The organism is Streptococcus sanguinis (genome assembly GCF_019929145.1).
Taxonomy (GTDB): domain Bacteria; phylum Bacillota; class Bacilli; order Lactobacillales; family Streptococcaceae; genus Streptococcus; species Streptococcus sanguinis_U.
Genome location: NZ_JAHZOW010000001.1, coordinates 619,524 through 634,929, shown reverse-complemented (window position 1 = coordinate 634,929; position 15,406 = coordinate 619,524). Strand labels below are relative to the sequence as shown.

At 42.4% G+C, this 15,406-nt stretch carries 18 protein-coding genes; 16 read left to right on the top strand and 2 right to left on the bottom strand.

From position 1 onward, the window contains the following. The first annotated feature begins 165 nt into the window (after positions 1-165). From K1I94_RS03185 to K1I94_RS03170, 4 genes are read left to right on the top strand one after another with little or no spacing between them, the layout of a single operon-like run. On the top strand, positions 166-498 hold the full coding sequence (locus K1I94_RS03185) for a PTS lactose/cellobiose transporter subunit IIA (RefSeq protein WP_002895529.1): 333 nt from the start codon (positions 166-168) through the stop codon (positions 496-498). Further along, positions 495-785: a PTS sugar transporter subunit IIB gene (locus K1I94_RS03180; protein ID WP_002909758.1), complete on the top strand. Its 291-nt coding sequence runs from the start codon at positions 495-497 to the stop codon at positions 783-785. Before K1I94_RS03185 ends, K1I94_RS03180 begins: the two co-directional genes overlap by 4 nt. Positions 786-798: 13 nt before the next feature. After that, complete coding sequence (locus K1I94_RS03175; RefSeq protein ID WP_002924728.1) at positions 799-2,106, top strand: PTS sugar transporter subunit IIC; 1,308 nt, start codon at positions 799-801, stop codon at positions 2,104-2,106. Further along, positions 2,103-3,509, top strand: a complete 1,407-nt coding sequence (locus K1I94_RS03170; protein WP_223314376.1) for a glycoside hydrolase family 1 protein — start codon at positions 2,103-2,105, stop codon at positions 3,507-3,509. Before K1I94_RS03175 ends, K1I94_RS03170 begins: the two co-directional genes overlap by 4 nt. Positions 3,510-3,556: 47 nt before the next feature. Here the strand turns inward: K1I94_RS03170 and K1I94_RS03165 are convergent, their stop codons facing one another. Continuing rightward, positions 3,557-3,757: a 4-oxalocrotonate tautomerase gene (locus K1I94_RS03165; protein ID WP_223310287.1), complete on the bottom strand. Its 201-nt coding sequence runs from the start codon at positions 3,755-3,757 to the stop codon at positions 3,557-3,559. A gap of 105 nt (positions 3,758-3,862) precedes the next feature. Between K1I94_RS03165 and K1I94_RS03160 the strand changes: the two genes are divergently transcribed. From K1I94_RS03160 to K1I94_RS03120, 9 genes are all read left to right on the top strand, one after another. Continuing rightward, a complete protein-coding gene (locus K1I94_RS03160) occupies positions 3,863-4,435 on the top strand; it encodes a thymidine kinase (RefSeq protein WP_002897586.1) in 573 nt (190 codons plus the stop codon). A gap of 36 nt (positions 4,436-4,471) precedes the next feature. Next, positions 4,472-5,551 (top strand): peptide chain release factor 1, encoded by a 1,080-nt coding sequence (gene prfA / locus K1I94_RS03155; RefSeq protein WP_223314375.1) that lies wholly within the window; start codon positions 4,472-4,474, stop codon positions 5,549-5,551. Further along, positions 5,551-6,381 (top strand): peptide chain release factor N(5)-glutamine methyltransferase, encoded by an 831-nt coding sequence (gene prmC / locus K1I94_RS03150; protein ID WP_223314374.1) that lies wholly within the window; start codon positions 5,551-5,553, stop codon positions 6,379-6,381. Before prfA ends, prmC begins: the two co-directional genes overlap by 1 nt. Beyond that, entirely contained in the window at positions 6,374-6,964 is a 591-nt protein-coding gene (locus tag K1I94_RS03145; protein ID WP_223314373.1) for an L-threonylcarbamoyladenylate synthase, read from the top strand. Before prmC ends, K1I94_RS03145 begins: the two co-directional genes overlap by 8 nt. 46 nt (positions 6,965-7,010) lie before the next feature. Beyond that, entirely contained in the window at positions 7,011-8,273 is a 1,263-nt protein-coding gene (glyA, locus tag K1I94_RS03140) for a serine hydroxymethyltransferase (RefSeq protein WP_223314372.1), read from the top strand. A gap of 1 nt (position 8,274) precedes the next feature. Beyond that, complete coding sequence (locus K1I94_RS03135) at positions 8,275-9,249, top strand: nucleoid-associated protein (RefSeq protein ID WP_002897580.1); 975 nt, start codon at positions 8,275-8,277, stop codon at positions 9,247-9,249. Continuing rightward, entirely contained in the window at positions 9,249-9,851 is a 603-nt protein-coding gene (locus tag K1I94_RS03130; protein ID WP_002897579.1) for a lysozyme family protein, read from the top strand. Before K1I94_RS03135 ends, K1I94_RS03130 begins: the two co-directional genes overlap by 1 nt. Positions 9,852-9,966: 115 nt before the next feature. Then, entirely contained in the window at positions 9,967-10,821 is an 855-nt protein-coding gene (locus K1I94_RS03125; protein WP_223314371.1) for an alpha/beta hydrolase, read from the top strand. A 276-nt stretch (positions 10,822-11,097) separates the two neighbouring features. Then, positions 11,098-12,078, top strand: a complete 981-nt coding sequence (locus tag K1I94_RS03120) for a DUF1002 domain-containing protein (protein ID WP_223314370.1) — start codon at positions 11,098-11,100, stop codon at positions 12,076-12,078. Positions 12,079-12,197: 119 nt separating this feature from the next. Here K1I94_RS03120 and guaA read toward each other — a convergent pair whose 3' ends face one another. After that, on the bottom strand, positions 12,198-13,760 hold the full coding sequence (gene guaA / locus K1I94_RS03115; RefSeq protein WP_223314369.1) for a glutamine-hydrolyzing GMP synthase: 1,563 nt from the start codon (positions 13,758-13,760) through the stop codon (positions 12,198-12,200). 238 nt (positions 13,761-13,998) lie between these two features. Between guaA and K1I94_RS03110 the strand changes: the two genes are divergently transcribed. The 3 genes from K1I94_RS03110 to K1I94_RS03100 all read left to right on the top strand — a co-directional run bounded on the left by K1I94_RS03110 (position 13,999) and on the right by K1I94_RS03100 (position 15,400). After that, the gene (locus tag K1I94_RS03110) at positions 13,999-14,697 is read left to right on the top strand and encodes a GntR family transcriptional regulator (protein WP_223314368.1); all 699 of its coding nucleotides are present in this window, start codon (positions 13,999-14,001) and stop codon (positions 14,695-14,697) included. Positions 14,698-14,849: 152 nt separating this feature from the next. Beyond that, positions 14,850-15,182 (top strand): putative DNA-binding protein, encoded by a 333-nt coding sequence (locus K1I94_RS03105; protein ID WP_032906723.1) that lies wholly within the window; start codon positions 14,850-14,852, stop codon positions 15,180-15,182. A 2-nt stretch (positions 15,183-15,184) separates the two neighbouring features. Next, positions 15,185-15,400, top strand: coding sequence for a 2-oxoglutarate:acceptor oxidoreductase (locus K1I94_RS03100; protein WP_223314367.1), 216 nt, complete (start codon positions 15,185-15,187; stop codon positions 15,398-15,400). The last annotated feature ends 6 nt before the right edge of the window (positions 15,401-15,406 follow it).

Genomic DNA, 15,406 nt, shown 5'->3' with positions numbered 1-15,406 from the left:
AACTATCGCTGTAAATTTTTAATAACAAATTGAGTATGAATGGCATTTGAAAATGGATACACTAAGATAGAAAACTGTATATCAAGAAAATGTAAACGTTTTTGACAGTGGAATAGAGCTATAGTAAACTGTGGGTAAGAAGTCAACTGGAAAGGAGGAGCTTGTATGGAAGAATGGAATAGTTCAGCGGAGATTATTGCCATGTCCTTAATTGCCAATTCTGGTGCAGCCCGATCCTTAGCTTTTGAAGCACTTAAAAAAGCAAAACTAGCAGAATTTGATGCAGCTAAGGAATTAATGGATGAGGCAAATAGTGTTATTTTAAAGGCCCATCATTCCCAAACAGATTTATTGCAGGAAGAAGCACAAGGAAACGGTCATCAGTTGAGTATACTGCTTGTTCATGCGCAAGACCATTTTATGACCAGTCTTTTGGCCATTGACCTTATCACTGAGATGATTGAGCTGTATTCCAATCGAGAAGGAGAAAGACAATGAAAATCTTATTAATATGTGCGGCTGGTATGTCCACGAGCATCCTGATGAAAAAAATGGAGCAATATGCAAATGACCAAGGTATTGACCTCGATATCAAAGCGGTCGGATTGATGGACTATCAAGATTATGCTCAGGATTATGATGTGATTTTATTAGGCCCTCAGGTCTCTTATAAACTTGATTCGGTCAAAGAGACAGTATCAAAACCTGTTGCCACCATTCCAGCCATGGATTATGCAATGGGAGATTGTAAGAATATCTTTCAATTAATTAAAGCAATATCTTAAGGAGGTTTTTCTAATGGAAAAATTCTTTAACAGTAAATTTATGACCAAACTTCAGGAAATTGGTTATAAACTGGCCAACAATGTGTTTATACAGTCTTTACAAGCTGGATTAGGATCTCTCTTGGGATTGATTACCGTGGGTTCCTTATTTCAAGTCTTGGCTGCAATTGGAAATGAAACAGCTTTAGGCTGGTTCAAAACTGGGGATGCAGTGTATAATACATTGACCTTGCCTTTCCGCTATTCGATGGATTTTATTTCTATCTGGGTTGCTATCTTCTTTGCTTATCATTATGCTAAGAATTTGAAATTGAAATCTCCTATTATGGCCGCGGTTGATACAGCAGTTACTTTCATGCTGGTAGCAGGAGCTTTTGTTGATACTGAAAAATTCTCCGGACTACAATTAGACTATCTTGGGTCACAAGGTATGTTCATCAGCTTCTTTATCGTCTTTGTAGTCGTACAGATTGAAAAATTCTGCTATGAAAAAGATATTAAAATTAAGATGCCAGATGTAGTGCCGCAATTTCTTCAAGATAGTTTTGGTTCTATTTTGCCAGTATTTTTCTCCATTACTCTCTTTCTCTTACTGAATGTTGGTATTGGTGCTTTGACAGCAGGAGCTTACAACGTTCCGTCTGGTTTTATGGCTCTCTTACGGGCACCGCTTGGCGCTGTATCATCTGTTCCAGGTATTGTCATGCTTTGTATGTTAGCGCTGGTTCTTTGGTGCTTCGGTATTCATGGTACCCTCATCATTATTCCAATCATTTCTCCACTTGGGATTCAAGCGGCAACGACCAATGCTGCTCTTCATGCGAACGGTCAGCCAATGCAATTCTTCCCAGTCTTACTCTACACTTCCATGGCTTTAGTTGGTGGTACAGGAAATACCTGGGCCCTGGTCCTGATGGGCTTGCGCTCAAAATCCAAACAAATTAGTGCCGTTTCTAAGATTTCGCTCATTCCTGGGTGGTTTGGTATCAATGAGCCGGTAACATTTGGTATGCCAATTATGTTCAACCCAATTCTTTGCATCCCTTATGTACTCAATGTGCCAATTATGATGATCTTGACTTATTTTGCTTACCAAACAGGCTTTATTATTCCTGCTTGGATAGTGGTTAGTGCACAGTTGCCAATGGGATTCAGCAACTACTTGACAACCCTTCGTTGGCAAAACTTCGTTTGGGACTATATCTTGATTTTACCAGCTATGTTAATCTACTATCCATTCTTCAAGAAATACGAAGAGCAATTGGTTAAGCAAGAAGCTGAAGCGGAAGCAATAGAAGCCAAAGGAGGTGCAGCAGCTTGATTGATGTAACAAAATTTTCCAGAGACTTTCTCTGGGGATCGGCTTCAGCTGCCTATCAAGTTGAAGGAGCTTGGGATGAAGATGGTAAGAGTCTGTCTATCTGGGACGTCTTTGTTCGCCAGCCTAATAGGACTTTTAAAAACACAACTGGCGACGTGGCAGTGGATCATTATCATCACTATAAAGAAGATGTTAAACTGATGGCAGAAATGGGGCTGAAAGCTTATCGTTTTTCTATTGCTTGGACCCGTATTTTGCCTGAGGGACGAGGAGAGGTCAATCAGAAAGGGATTGAATTTTATTCAAATCTGATTGATGAACTTCTCAAATATAATATTGAACCCATTATCACAATCTATCACTGGGATTTACCTCAAGTACTGCAAGATGAGTACGGCGGTTGGGAATCCAGAAAGATAATCGACGATTTCCTGTATTATGCAGAGGTTCTCTTCAAAAACTTTGGAGATAGAGTGAAATATTGGATTGGACTTAACGAGCAAAATGTCTTTGTTGGACTAGGCTATCGGGATGGTCATTTTCCACCAGGAATCAAAAATATTCAGTTAATGCATCAGGTAAATCACATTGTCAACTTGGCTAATGCAACGATTATCAAACGATTCCATGATTTGAAAATAAAAGGTCAAATCGGTCCAAGCTTTGCTTTTCCTGTCCTCTATGCTCTGGATAATAGGCCAGAAAATGTTCTAGCCATGGAGAAATCTTTGGATGTCAATGTTTGGTATTGGATGGATGCTTATTTATTGGGACGTTATCCAAAGACAGCTATAGCTTATTTGAAAAATCAATTCGGTATAGAATTAGATATCCGAGAAGGTGATTTAGATATTTTAAAAGCAGGCCGTCCAGATTTCGTAGGCGTCAACTATTACCAATCCCATACTTTTGCTGCTAATGTACCGAATGCTGAAGTTGGAGAACCGGACCAGTTTAAGCATGTGCCAAACGAACACTTAGAGCGTACTAGCTGGGAGTGGGAAATAGATCCAATTGGTTTGCGAATTGCTTTACGGCGGATTACCAGTAGATATGACATTCCGATTATGATAACTGAAAATGGACTAGGAGAGTATGATACCTTAACTGAAGATAGAAAGATTCATGACCCATATCGGATTGAATATCTTGATAAGCATATTACAGCAGTACAAGACGCCATAGAAGATGGTTGCCAAGTCATCGGCTATTGTACATGGTCTTTCACAGATTTACTTTCATGGCTCAACGGCTATGGCAAGCGTTATGGATTTGTTTATGTAGACCGTGATGAGGAAGAAGGAGGTAGTCTAGAGCGGATTCGAAAAGATAGTTTTTATTGGTATCAAAAATTAATTAAAGAATTTGAGAATATAAGAGATAACAGTAGGAATCATTCATAGAAAAAAGCCAGCAGTTTATATCTCCATAAACCGCTGGCTTGTCTTTTTTATTTTTCCCGCATTTGACCTTGTGGGAAGTAGGTTCCTTCTGGCATGTCGTTAATGATGACATGGACAGCAGACTGAGGTGCGCCAGTATTTCTGACAACAGCTTCAGTTACTTCCTTAGCAAGAGCTTTTTTCTGCTCCAGAGTACGACCTTCAAATAAATCAATTCTAACAAATGGCATATTTTCTGCCTCCTTTATTTCGTTATTATTATTTTATCACAAATGAGGTTTTAAAGAGTAGTGAATTATGGTAAAATAATGTGAAGTAAAAATGGAGATAGTGAATTAGCAAAGATTTAAATTATGGCTCAGTTATACTACAAATATGGCACGATGAATTCGGGCAAGACTATTGAAATTTTAAAAGTGGCCCACAATTATGAAGAACAAGGCAAGAGCGTGGTTATCATGACCTCGGCTGTTGACACCCGCGACGGCTTTGGTGTTGTTTCTAGTCGCATCGGCATGAAGCGGAATGCTATAGCTATTGAAGACCAGACGGATATTTTTGGCTATATCCAGCAGCTGCCTGAAAAGCCTTATTGCGTTTTGATCGATGAGGCTCAGTTCTTGAAACGCCATCATGTCTATGATTTGGCTAGAGTGGTGGATGAGCTGGATGTTCCCGTTATGGCTTTTGGTCTGAAAAATGATTTTCGCAATGAACTTTTTGAAGGCTCCAAGCACCTCTTGCTCTTGGCTGACAAGATTGAGGAGATTAAAACGATTTGCCAATACTGCTCTCGCAAGGCTACCATGGTTTTACGAACTGATAACGGAAAACCAGTTTATGATGGTGAGCAGATTAAAATTGGCGGCCACGAGACCTATATTTCAGTTTGCCGCAAGCACTATTTTAACCCCGATATTAAGTAATCCAATGATAGAAATAAAGGAGATGATGAAAAATCTATGAACATCTATGAACAGTTACAGGCAGTTGAAGATCGCTACGAAGAACTTGGTGAACTCTTAAGCGACCCGGATGTGGTCAGCGATACCAAGCGTTTTATGGAGCTTTCTAAGGAAGAAGCCAGCACCCGCTATACAGTGACAGCTTACCGTGAGTATAAAAAAGTCCTGCAAAACATCACAGACGCTGAAGAAATGATAAAAGACGCCTCTGGTGATGCTGACTTGGAAGAAATGGCTAAGCAAGAGCTTAAAGATGCCAAGGCTGAAAAAGAGGAATACGAGGAAAAACTAAAAATCCTCCTTTTACCGAAGGATCCAAACGATGATAAGAATATTATCCTTGAAATCCGCGGGGCTGCGGGAGGAGACGAAGCGCAGTTGTTTGCTGGTGACCTCTTGCAGATGTATCAAAAATATGCTGAAAGCCAAGGCTGGCGCTTCGAAGTCATGGAGGCTTCTTATAATGGTGTAGGCGGGATCAAGGAAGTAGTCGCTATGGTTTCGGGTCAGTCGGTCTACTCAAAGCTTAAGTATGAATCAGGTGCTCACCGCGTACAGCGGGTTCCTGTAACAGAAAGCCAAGGTCGCGTTCATACTTCCACAGCAACTGTCTTGGTTATGCCAGAAATCGAAGAAGTAGAATACGACATTGATCCTAAAGATCTGCGCGTTGACATCTACCATGCATCTGGTGCTGGCGGACAGAACGTCAATAAGGTTGCAACTGCTGTTCGTATCGTCCATCTGCCTACCAATATCAAGGTTGAAATGCAGGAAGAGCGTACTCAGCAGAAGAACCGGGATAAGGCTATGAAAATCATCCGAGCTCGTGTAGCAGACCACTTTGCTCAAATCGCTCAAGATGAGCAGGATGCAGAGCGCAAGTCCACAATTGGTACAGGTGATCGCTCAGAGCGGATTCGCACCTATAATTTTCCGCAAAATCGAGTGACAGATCACCGTATCGGCTTGACCTTGCAAAAGCTGGACACGATTTTAGCTGGCAAACTGGATGAAGTCGTTGACGCTCTGGTTCTCTATGACCAAACGCAAAAACTAGAAGAGCTGAATAAATAATGATGCTAGCTCAATATTTGGCGGAGCTAGAGCAGGAGCTAGTAGCAGCAGGAGAAGAAGCAGAAAGCCTGTCTTTCGTTTATCGGGCTCTCAAGGGGCTCTCCTTTACCGACTTTGTTCTCAAACTTCGCACAGAAGTCAGACAGGAAGACCATAAACAGCTAAAAGCAATTCAAGAGCAGCTGCTTGCCCATAAGCCGGCTCAGTATATCATTGGCAGCAGTGACTTTCACGGCCTGACTCTCAAGGTGGACGAGCGAGTTCTGATTCCAAGACCTGAGACGGAGGAGCTGGTGGAGCTGATTTTGTCAGAAAATCCTGAAAGTTCTCTGTCTGTCTTGGATATCGGAACGGGTAGCGGAGCCATTGCTTTGGCACTGGCAAACAGCCGTTTGGACTGGCAGATTACTGCTTCTGATCTCTCGGGCGATGCTCTTGCCTTGGCAGAAGAAAACGCTCAGTCCTGCGGACTTAACCTTACTTTTGTCCAATCTGATTGCTTGGATGCTATTAGTGGGAAATTTGACATTATCGTCTCTAACCCGCCCTATATTTCAGAAGCGGATAAGAATGAAGTTGGACTTAACGTTCTGACCTCAGAACCTCACATGGCCCTCTTTGCTGAGGAAGATGGCTATGCCGTCTATCGGAAAATAGCCGAGCAGGCAGGAGACTATCTGACAAAAAAAGGAAAAATCTATCTGGAAATTGGTCACAAGCAAGGAGACGGTGTCAGGGAGTTGCTGGAAAAAAACTTCCCTCAAAAACGAATCCGAGTCCTGAAAGATCAATTTGGCAAAGATAGAATGGTGGCGGTTGACAATGGATAAGATAGAAAAGACTCTGGCAGCAGGCGGAGCAGTTGTCCTGCCCACCGAAACTGTTTATGGCCTCTTTGCCCAGGCTTTGAATGAAGAGGCGGTTGAGCGAGTCTATGAATTAAAACGAAGACCCCGTGACAAGGCTCTTAATCTCAATGTGGCTAGCTTGGAAGAGATTTATGCTTTTTCTAAGAATCAGCCCAGTTATCTGAATCAACTCTATCAAACCTTTCTGCCTGGACCGCTGACTATTATCCTTCAAGCCAATGACCGAGTGCCAGCTTGGATAAACTCAGGTATGGAAACCGTGGGTTTTCGGATTCCTAAGCATCCAGTTACGCTGGACTTGATTCGGAAGTATGGTCCCTTGATTGGTCCATCCGCCAATCTTTCTGGAAAAGCCAGTGGAACTTCTTTCCAGCAGATTATGATGGATTTTCAAGAGGAGGTCTCGGGAGTAGAAGATGATGCTGCTTTGACAGGTCAGGATTCAACTATTCTAGACTTGTCTGGAGAAAAGGCACTTATTTTACGCCAAGGGGCAATCACGCGCGAGGATATTCTCGTCCAAGTAAATGATATAAATTTTTAACTTTAGGACCTAAGGTCCTATTTTCGCAAAAGAAGGGAGACACCTTATGATTTTTGACCAAGAAGACTACAAAGCATTTGACCCAGAGATTTGGGAAGCAGTTGCTAAAGAAGAAGAACGTCAGCAGCATAATATTGAGCTGATTGCTTCAGAAAATGTCGTTTCTAAAGCTGTCATGGCAGCTCAAGGTTCTATTTTGACCAATAAGTACGCTGAAGGCTACCCAGGTCGCCGTTACTATGGTGGGACAGATGTAGTGGATGTGATTGAGAGTCTTGCAATTGAGCGTGCCAAGGAAATTTTTGGTGCCAAGTTTGCTAATGTTCAGCCTCACTCAGGTAGCCAGGCTAATTGCGCTGCTTATATGGCTTTGATTGAGCCAGGCGATACAGTTATGGGCATGGATCTGTCTGCTGGCGGCCACTTGACTCATGGTGCATCAGTCAGCTTTTCTGGTCAAACCTATAATTTTGTATCCTATAGTGTTGATCCCGAAACAGAATTGTTGGACTTTGATGCCATCCTCCAGCAAGCCAAAGAGGTTCAGCCTAAGCTGATTGTGGCAGGTGCTTCAGCCTATTCTCATATCATCGACTTTTCAAAATTCCGTGAAATCGCTGACGCTGTAGGTGCCAAGCTTATGGTTGACATGGCTCACATCGCTGGTTTGGTTGCTGCAGGTCTCCATCCTAGCCCTGTGCCTTACGCGGATATCACAACCACGACGACCCACAAGACCTTGCGCGGGCCTCGCGGTGGCTTGATTTTGACAAACGATGAAGAATTAGCTAAGAAAATCAACTCAGCTATCTTCCCAGGCATTCAAGGCGGACCATTAGAGCACGTTATTGCAGCCAAAGCGGTTGCCTTTAAAGAAGTACTTGATCCAGCTTTCAAGCTTTATGCCCAGCAGATTTTGGATAATGCCCAAGCTATGGCTCATGTCTTTCGTCAACATGACAAGTTCCGTGTGATTTCTGACGGTACTGAAAATCATCTTTTCTTGGTGGATGTCACTAAGGTTGTAGAAAATGGGAAAGTAGCGCAAAATCTCTTGGATGAGGTTAATATTACCCTTAATAAAAACTCCATCCCTTACGAGACTTTGTCACCATTTAAGACTAGCGGAATTCGTATCGGTACAGCAGCTATTGCAGCTCGAGGCTTTGGTGTAACGGAAAGCATCAAGGTAGCCGAGCTCATTATCAAGGCTCTGGAAAACGCTGAAAACGAAGCGGTGCTGAATCAAGTGCGGGCGGAAGTTCGCAAATTGACGGACGCTTTTCCACTCTATGAGGGCTTGAACTAAGATGGATATTTACGTAAAAAAAGCGATTATTCATCAATTCAGCCCAGCTGATACCGAACTGCTGCTGGCGGATAAGTTTCTCAACATTACTCCCAAGATTGAAGAATACCTGCGCAAGAAGATTGAGCGGGTCTACTCTGACGATGCTAAAACAGGTGTTTTCGATCCCGAAAACGTCTTTTTAGCCCAGCTTTCAGACGACCTACTGGAAACATCAGTGACAGTTGCCAAGCTCTGGCAGGAGGAGTTTTCTGTCAGTGAAAACCAGAAAACCAACGATCTGATTTTTGTCCAGTTTGACAAAGAAGGTGTGGAGCACTTCGCTTTTCTGCGGATTGCTCTGCGGGAAACCCTAACCCACTTGGGTGGTGAGGTGGACAATCCTATCAAACTGACGCAGAACAATCTGCCTGGCTTTGGTACGGGTGCGGACGAGGCTTTGGTCATCAATCTCAAGTCTCGCAAGTACCATCTGATTGAAAAACGCATCAAGTATAACGGCGCCTTTCTCAATTATATGTCAGACAATCTCTTGCAGGTCAATCCGACAATCTCAGCTAAGAAATCAATCAAAGCACTTGAAAAGACTGCTCAAAAAGTTGCTGAAAGTTTTAACAAAGACGATTTTCAGTTCCAATCCAAGGTCAAATCCAGTATTTTCAAAAATCTGGAAGAAAATGACGAACTGTCGCCTGAGAAACTGGCCGATGATCTTTTTGACAGCAATCTGACTGCCCGACTTACCTTTATTGACCAAGTCAAGGAAGCCATTCCTGAGCCAGTCAAGTTTGATGAGATTGACAGCAGCCGCCAGAAGAAAAAGTTCGAAAATCAGAAACTCTCCCTTTCAAATGGAATTGAGCTCATCGTTCCTAATAATGTCTATCAGGACGCAGAGTCTGTAGAGTTTATCCAGAACGACAATGGGACCTATTCTATTTTGATTAAGAACATCGAGGATATCCAAAATAAATAATGTTTAAATTTCTAAGAAGACTGATTTTAGTCCTTTTCGTGCTCTTTGCCGGCTACAAGATTTATCAGGTTCATCATGATGTCAAGCAGGTCATGAAGTATCAGAGCTTAGTCAGAGAAGTGCTGGACGAGCAGGATACAGCGGCCAATGAAGAATTGGTACTGGCCATGATTTATACAGAGACCAAGGGAAAAGACACTGATGTCATGCAGTCCAGTGAAAGCGCGACTGGTCAGACCAATGCCATCACGGACAACAAAGAAAGTATTCGCCAGGGCGTCCAGACCTTATCTGATAACCTAGAGTTGGCCAGCGAGAAAAAGGTGGATGTTTGGACAGCAGTACAAGCCTATAATTTCGGTCAAGCTTATATCGACTATGTCGCTAAAAATGGTGGTGAAAATACGCTGGAGCTGGCTAAGAAATATTCAAAAGATGTAGTAGCGCCAAGCTTAGGAAATGTAACTGGCAAGACCTACGGCTACTATAATCTGATCTCTATTTTCCATGGTCCAGAGCTCTATATAAACGGCGGTAATTATTATTATTCCCGTCAGGTCAAGATGAACATGCACATCATGCGCCTCTTAAAATGGTTTTAGAAAGAAGTAGTTAAGCTTCTTTCTTTTTTTGATGGTAAAGTAATAATCCGGATATTTGTAACCACGATGGATACATGATATAATTTTGTACATCTATCATTAAAAGGAATGAAAAATGAATAAGAAACTTGCTTTTAAGCTCCTGATTCTGGTCTTGGTGACAATTGCCGGTCTAACAGCTTTTTACAACCATAAAGAAGCCACTAGCCTCAATACAAAACAATTTGTGCAGTCAACAACGCCGACCTTGTTTTTCCACGGTTTTGGATCCAGCTCTAATGCTGAAAATCATATGACAGAGGCAGCCAAAAAGACTGGAGTCACTCAGACAATTATCACAGCAAATGTCAGTAAAAACGGTCAAGTAAGCTTATTAGGCGAGATACCAAAAGGTGCTATCAATCCCATTATCAAGGTAAACTATGAAGATAACCGCAATGCCGACTACGCGCAAGACGGCAAATATGCAGCAGCTGTGATTCGCAAGCTACAAGAAACTTATGGTTTTAAGAAGATGAATCTGGTAGGCCATTCGATGGGAAATATGTCCATCCTCTTTTATATGCTGGAGAACGGTCAGGATGAAAAGCTGCCCGAGCTGCAAAAGCAGGTCAATATTGCCAACCATGTTAATGGTCTGCAAGGAAGGGACTTGCCTGAAGATTTGAGAATCCTAGACGACCAAACTGGCCAGCCTAGTGCTATGAGCCAGACTTATCAAAAACTACTGGGATTACGAGAAGTATATCCACAAGAGCAGGTAGATGTCCTTAATATCTACGGCGATTTCAAAAATGAATCCGACGGTTCTGTACTCAATATTTCTTCTCGCAGCCTTAAATATCTCCTGGTTGAGAATGCCAAATCTTACCAGGAAAAGAAAATCACAGGTCAGTTAGCTCAGCACAGCCAATTGCATGAGAATCCAGAAGTAGACGAATTACTGATTGACTTCCTTTGGAAAAAGTAGAAAAGAGCAGTTACTGGCACATAAATCCAGTGACTGTTTTTTCTTTGAACTTCTTTGAGAAATGTTGTAAAATGTATCTATTATCTCAAGCCCTCAATGGATGAGATAATAATAACTCCATCATTGCAGCAACTTACCTGAAGCACTCTGAATATCAAAAGGAGCGGGAATCACAAGCTCAAGAAACAGAAATTCGAAGCACTCAGAAAGAAGTTTGCTCTATAAAAAAGCTATAGAATTTGGGAAACTATAGCGGGAGGAAAAGAGGAAAAAAATATGAAATTCAAAAAAACTTTAATGACAGCAGGAGCCTTGCTGGCTACTCTGTTTACTGTATCGACCGCAACGGCCGATTCAAATGTTCAGAAAGTCATTGATGAGACTTACGTGCAGCCTGAGTATGTCCTGGGTTACTCCTTAGATGAGAGCCAAAAACAGCAGACCTTGCAAATGCTAGGCTACAATTCATCTAGTGACAGCAAGCCACTTAAGACCATGACGCCAGAAGTTTACTCTAAAATCATGGATGTTGCCAACGACCCTAGTCTGCAGCTTTATTCTTCTGTAAAAATCCAGAAGTTAGGCGGCAACAAGCCATTAGAGGTCAAAATTGTCACTCCGCAAAATATCACTAAGGTTACAGAAGATATGTATCGCAATGCAGCTGTTACTCTGGGTGTTCAGCACGCGCAGATTACCGTTGCGGCACCAATTCCAGTAACTGGCGAGAGCGCCTTGGCTGGGATTTACTACTCTCTGGAAGATAATGGCGCGACCATTCCTCAAGAAAATAAAAACCTAGCGCAGGAAGAACTTGCTGCCCTTTCTGGTATCAATGCTGAAAATACAGGTAAGGAAGGCTATGACGCAGATAAGCTCAATGTAGCTCTGGCTGATATCAAAGCGGCTATTGCCAATGCTAAGAAGAACAACAGCAATCTGACAGCAGATGATGTCCGTAAGATTGTTGAAGAAACCTTGAAAAACTACGGTCTGACTCAGTCAGTGACCAGTGACCAAATCAACCTCATCGTGAATTTCGCTGTTAATCTTTCAAACAGTGGAGTCATTACAGATTCTGACTTTACGAAGACGCTTAGTGACTTGAAAGACAGCATTGTTTCAAAGGCAGGGGATACTTTTAACAATATTAACCTCAACTTTGATGCAAACGGACTCCTTCAAGAAGGCGGTAATTTCTTTTCTAATATCTGGAATGCCATTGTCAACTTCTTTAAAGGATTGTTCGGCGGTTAATTTCAAGACTATATCAAACAAGGCTAGGACTAAAATGTCCTAGCCTTGTTTGTTTTTTATACGTTAAATCCTCCATCAGAAGTCTTCCGGTGGAGGATTTTTAAAATATGATTTACTTGTTACTCCCACTCTACAGTTGCAGGTGGTTTGCTAGTGATATCGTAGACGATGCGGTTGACGTGGTCTACCTCGTTGACGATGCGAACGGAGATTTTTTGCAGAACATCCCAAGGAATCTTGGCAAAGTCAGCTGTCATGCCATCAATAGAAGTGATAGCGCGAATCGCAATTGTGTAGTCGTAAGTCCGGCCGTCACCCATGACACCAACAGAACGGACTCCAGTATTAACAGTAAAGTATTGCCAGATGTCGCGGTCAAGACCAGCTTTGGCGATTTCTTCGCGGAGAATAGCATCAGATTCGCGAACTGTTTCCAATTTTTCCTCAGTGATTTCTCCCATAACGCGAATAGCAAGTCCTGGTCCTGGGAATGGCTGGCGCCAGACAATTTCATCAGGCATACCAAGCTCTGTACCCAAAGCACGAACTTCATCTTTATAAAGTGTGTTCAACGGCTCAATCAGCTCAAACTGCATGTCTTCCGGCAGTCCGCCAACATTATGGTGAGACTTGATAGTCTGAGCAGTGTCGGTACCAGATTCGATAACGTCTGTATAGAGCGTTCCTTGAGCCAAGAATTTTACATCTTTTAGTTTGCTGGCTTCGTCGTCAAAGACATAGACAAACTCGTTTCCGATGATTTTACGTTTTTGTTCTGGATCTGAGACACCAGCTAGTTTATCAAGGAAACGTTTAGCTGCGTCAGCCTTAATGATATTCAAGCCAAATTTACCGCCCAGCATATCCATGACCTGATCTGCTTCGCCTTTACGCAAAAGACCATGATCCACAAAAATACAGATTAGTTGATCGCCGATTGCTTTCTGTAAGAGAACACCGACAACAGAAGAGTCTACACCGCCAGAAAGTCCCAACAGCACCTTCTTGTCACCAACAGTTTGGCGGATTTTTTGAATTTCCATGTCAATGAAGTTATCCATGGACCAGTCGCCTTTGGCTCCACAAATAGTAAGTGCAAAGTTTCGCAGGATATCATAGCCAAATTCTGAATGACGAACCTCAGGGTGGAACTGAATGCCATAGATTTTCTTAGTTGGATTTTCAATGGCTGCAAAAGGACAGTCAGCAGAAGTACCAGTACGGACAAAGTCTGCAGGAATTTCTGTTACTGCATCTCCATGGCTCATAAGAACTAGCTGGCTTTCAGGTGTTCCGTTGAAAAGACTGGAGTTAGCAGTATGTGACAGAGTTGACTGACCATATTCACGATTTCCAGCATGACCAGCAGGGACAACCTTGCCGCCCAGCTTGTGAGTCAAAAGCTGCATACCATAGCAGATTCCTAAAATCGGGATTCCCAACTCAAAAATTTCCGGGTCAATATCAAAAGAGCCGTCTTCATATACAGAATTCGGACCGCCGGAAAGGATAATCCCGACAGGCTGGATAGCACGGACTTCGTCAGCAGTAATCTTGTGGCTCTTGAGCTCAGAAAAAACACCGATTTCACGAATGCGACGTGAAATCAGCTGGTTGTACTGGCTTCCGTAATCAAGCACGATGATCTTTTCGACATCTTGCAATTCAGTTCTAGTTGTCATCTGTTCCCTTTCTTAAAAGAAGTTATCTTTTCCCCTCATTTTATCACAAAAAAGGAATTTTTCCAAGGTAATAAGGAGTAAGAGTGATGAAAAAACGAATATGAGTCTTTATTTGACAAAACTGCTAGAATCGTTAGAAAAGCAAGCATTTGAGAGCTAATACTTATCATTTAGTTTGACATTTGAAGTATTTGGTACTAAAATAAAGGAAGGTATCAAATAAGAAAGAAGAGTCAACATGTTGCCCGCATATATCAAAATTCATGATCAGATTAAGAAAGACATTGACGATGCCGTTTGGGAGATTGGGGAGCGTCTACCCAGCGAGCGAGATTTAGCCGAAACCTTTAAGGTCAGCCGTATGACCCTGCGTCAAGCTATCACACTCTTGGTTGATGAGGGAGTGCTAGAGCGTCGAGTCGGTAGTGGTACCTTCGTTGCCAGTACACGTGTTCAGGAGAAAATGCGTGGCACGACCAGCTTCACGGAAATCATGAAGGCGCAAGGCAAAACGCCATCCAGTCAGCTCATTTCTTATCGACGTACCCTGCCGAGTGAGCAGGAAGTGGAGAAACTAGGTATCCACAAGACGGAAAATGTCATTCGGATGGAGCGGGTTCGCTACGCTGATGATTTGCCGGTGGTCTACGAAGTGGCTTCAATTCCAGAGAAGTTCATTAAGAATTTCAAAAAAGAAGAGGTGACCAGTCATTTCTTTCAGACCTTGCAGAAACATGGCTATAAGATTGGCAAGTCCCAGCAGACGATTTATGCTCGACTAGCTAAGGAAAAAATTGCAAATTACCTTGATATTCCCCGCGGTCATGCCATCTTAGGACTGACTCAGATTTCTTACTTTGATGATGGAACAGCTTTTGAATATGTAAAAAGCCAGTATGTCGGCGATCGTTTTGAATTTTATTTGGAAAACAATTAATTATTGCAAAACTCTTGGTTATCACCAAGGGTTTTTAACTTGTCTTTTACTCGGAAGAAAAAGCTGATTGTAGTTTTGCAATCTCATATTTCGAGTGTTTATTTCCCTTGTCAGACTAGAGTTTATCATGCTTTTCTGGTATAATGTTTCTTATGGAAATTGAAAAAACAAACCGAATGAATGCTCTCTTTGAGTTTTATGCGGCGCTTTTGACTGACAAGCAGATGAACTATATCGAGCTCTACTATGCAGACGACTACAGCCTGGCTGAGATTGCTGAGGAGTTTGGTGTTAGCCGTCAGGCTGTTTACGATAATATCAAGCGGACAGAGAAGATTCTGGAAGACTATGAGAAAAAGCTGCACATGTACTCGGACTACATTGTCAGAAGTCAGATATTTGACCAGATTACAGAGAAATACCCTGGCGACAGCTATCTGCAGGAGCAGATTGGGATTCTGTCTGGTATTGACAATAGGGAGTGACCATGGCTAAACAAGTTATCTACAAGGGAATGTCTTGCTGGTTGTTAGAGTCGGAAGAATCTTTTCCTGCCAGGGTACAAATCATCTCCCCTGACGATCTTTCTAAGGCAATGCAAGAAGGCTTCGGTTGCTGGGGCTACCCAAATGAGATTATGAAAGAAGTCTCTGCTGAAGAATACGCTTGTTTAACACGTTTTGGAAAATTTCCACTGAATTGATTGAAA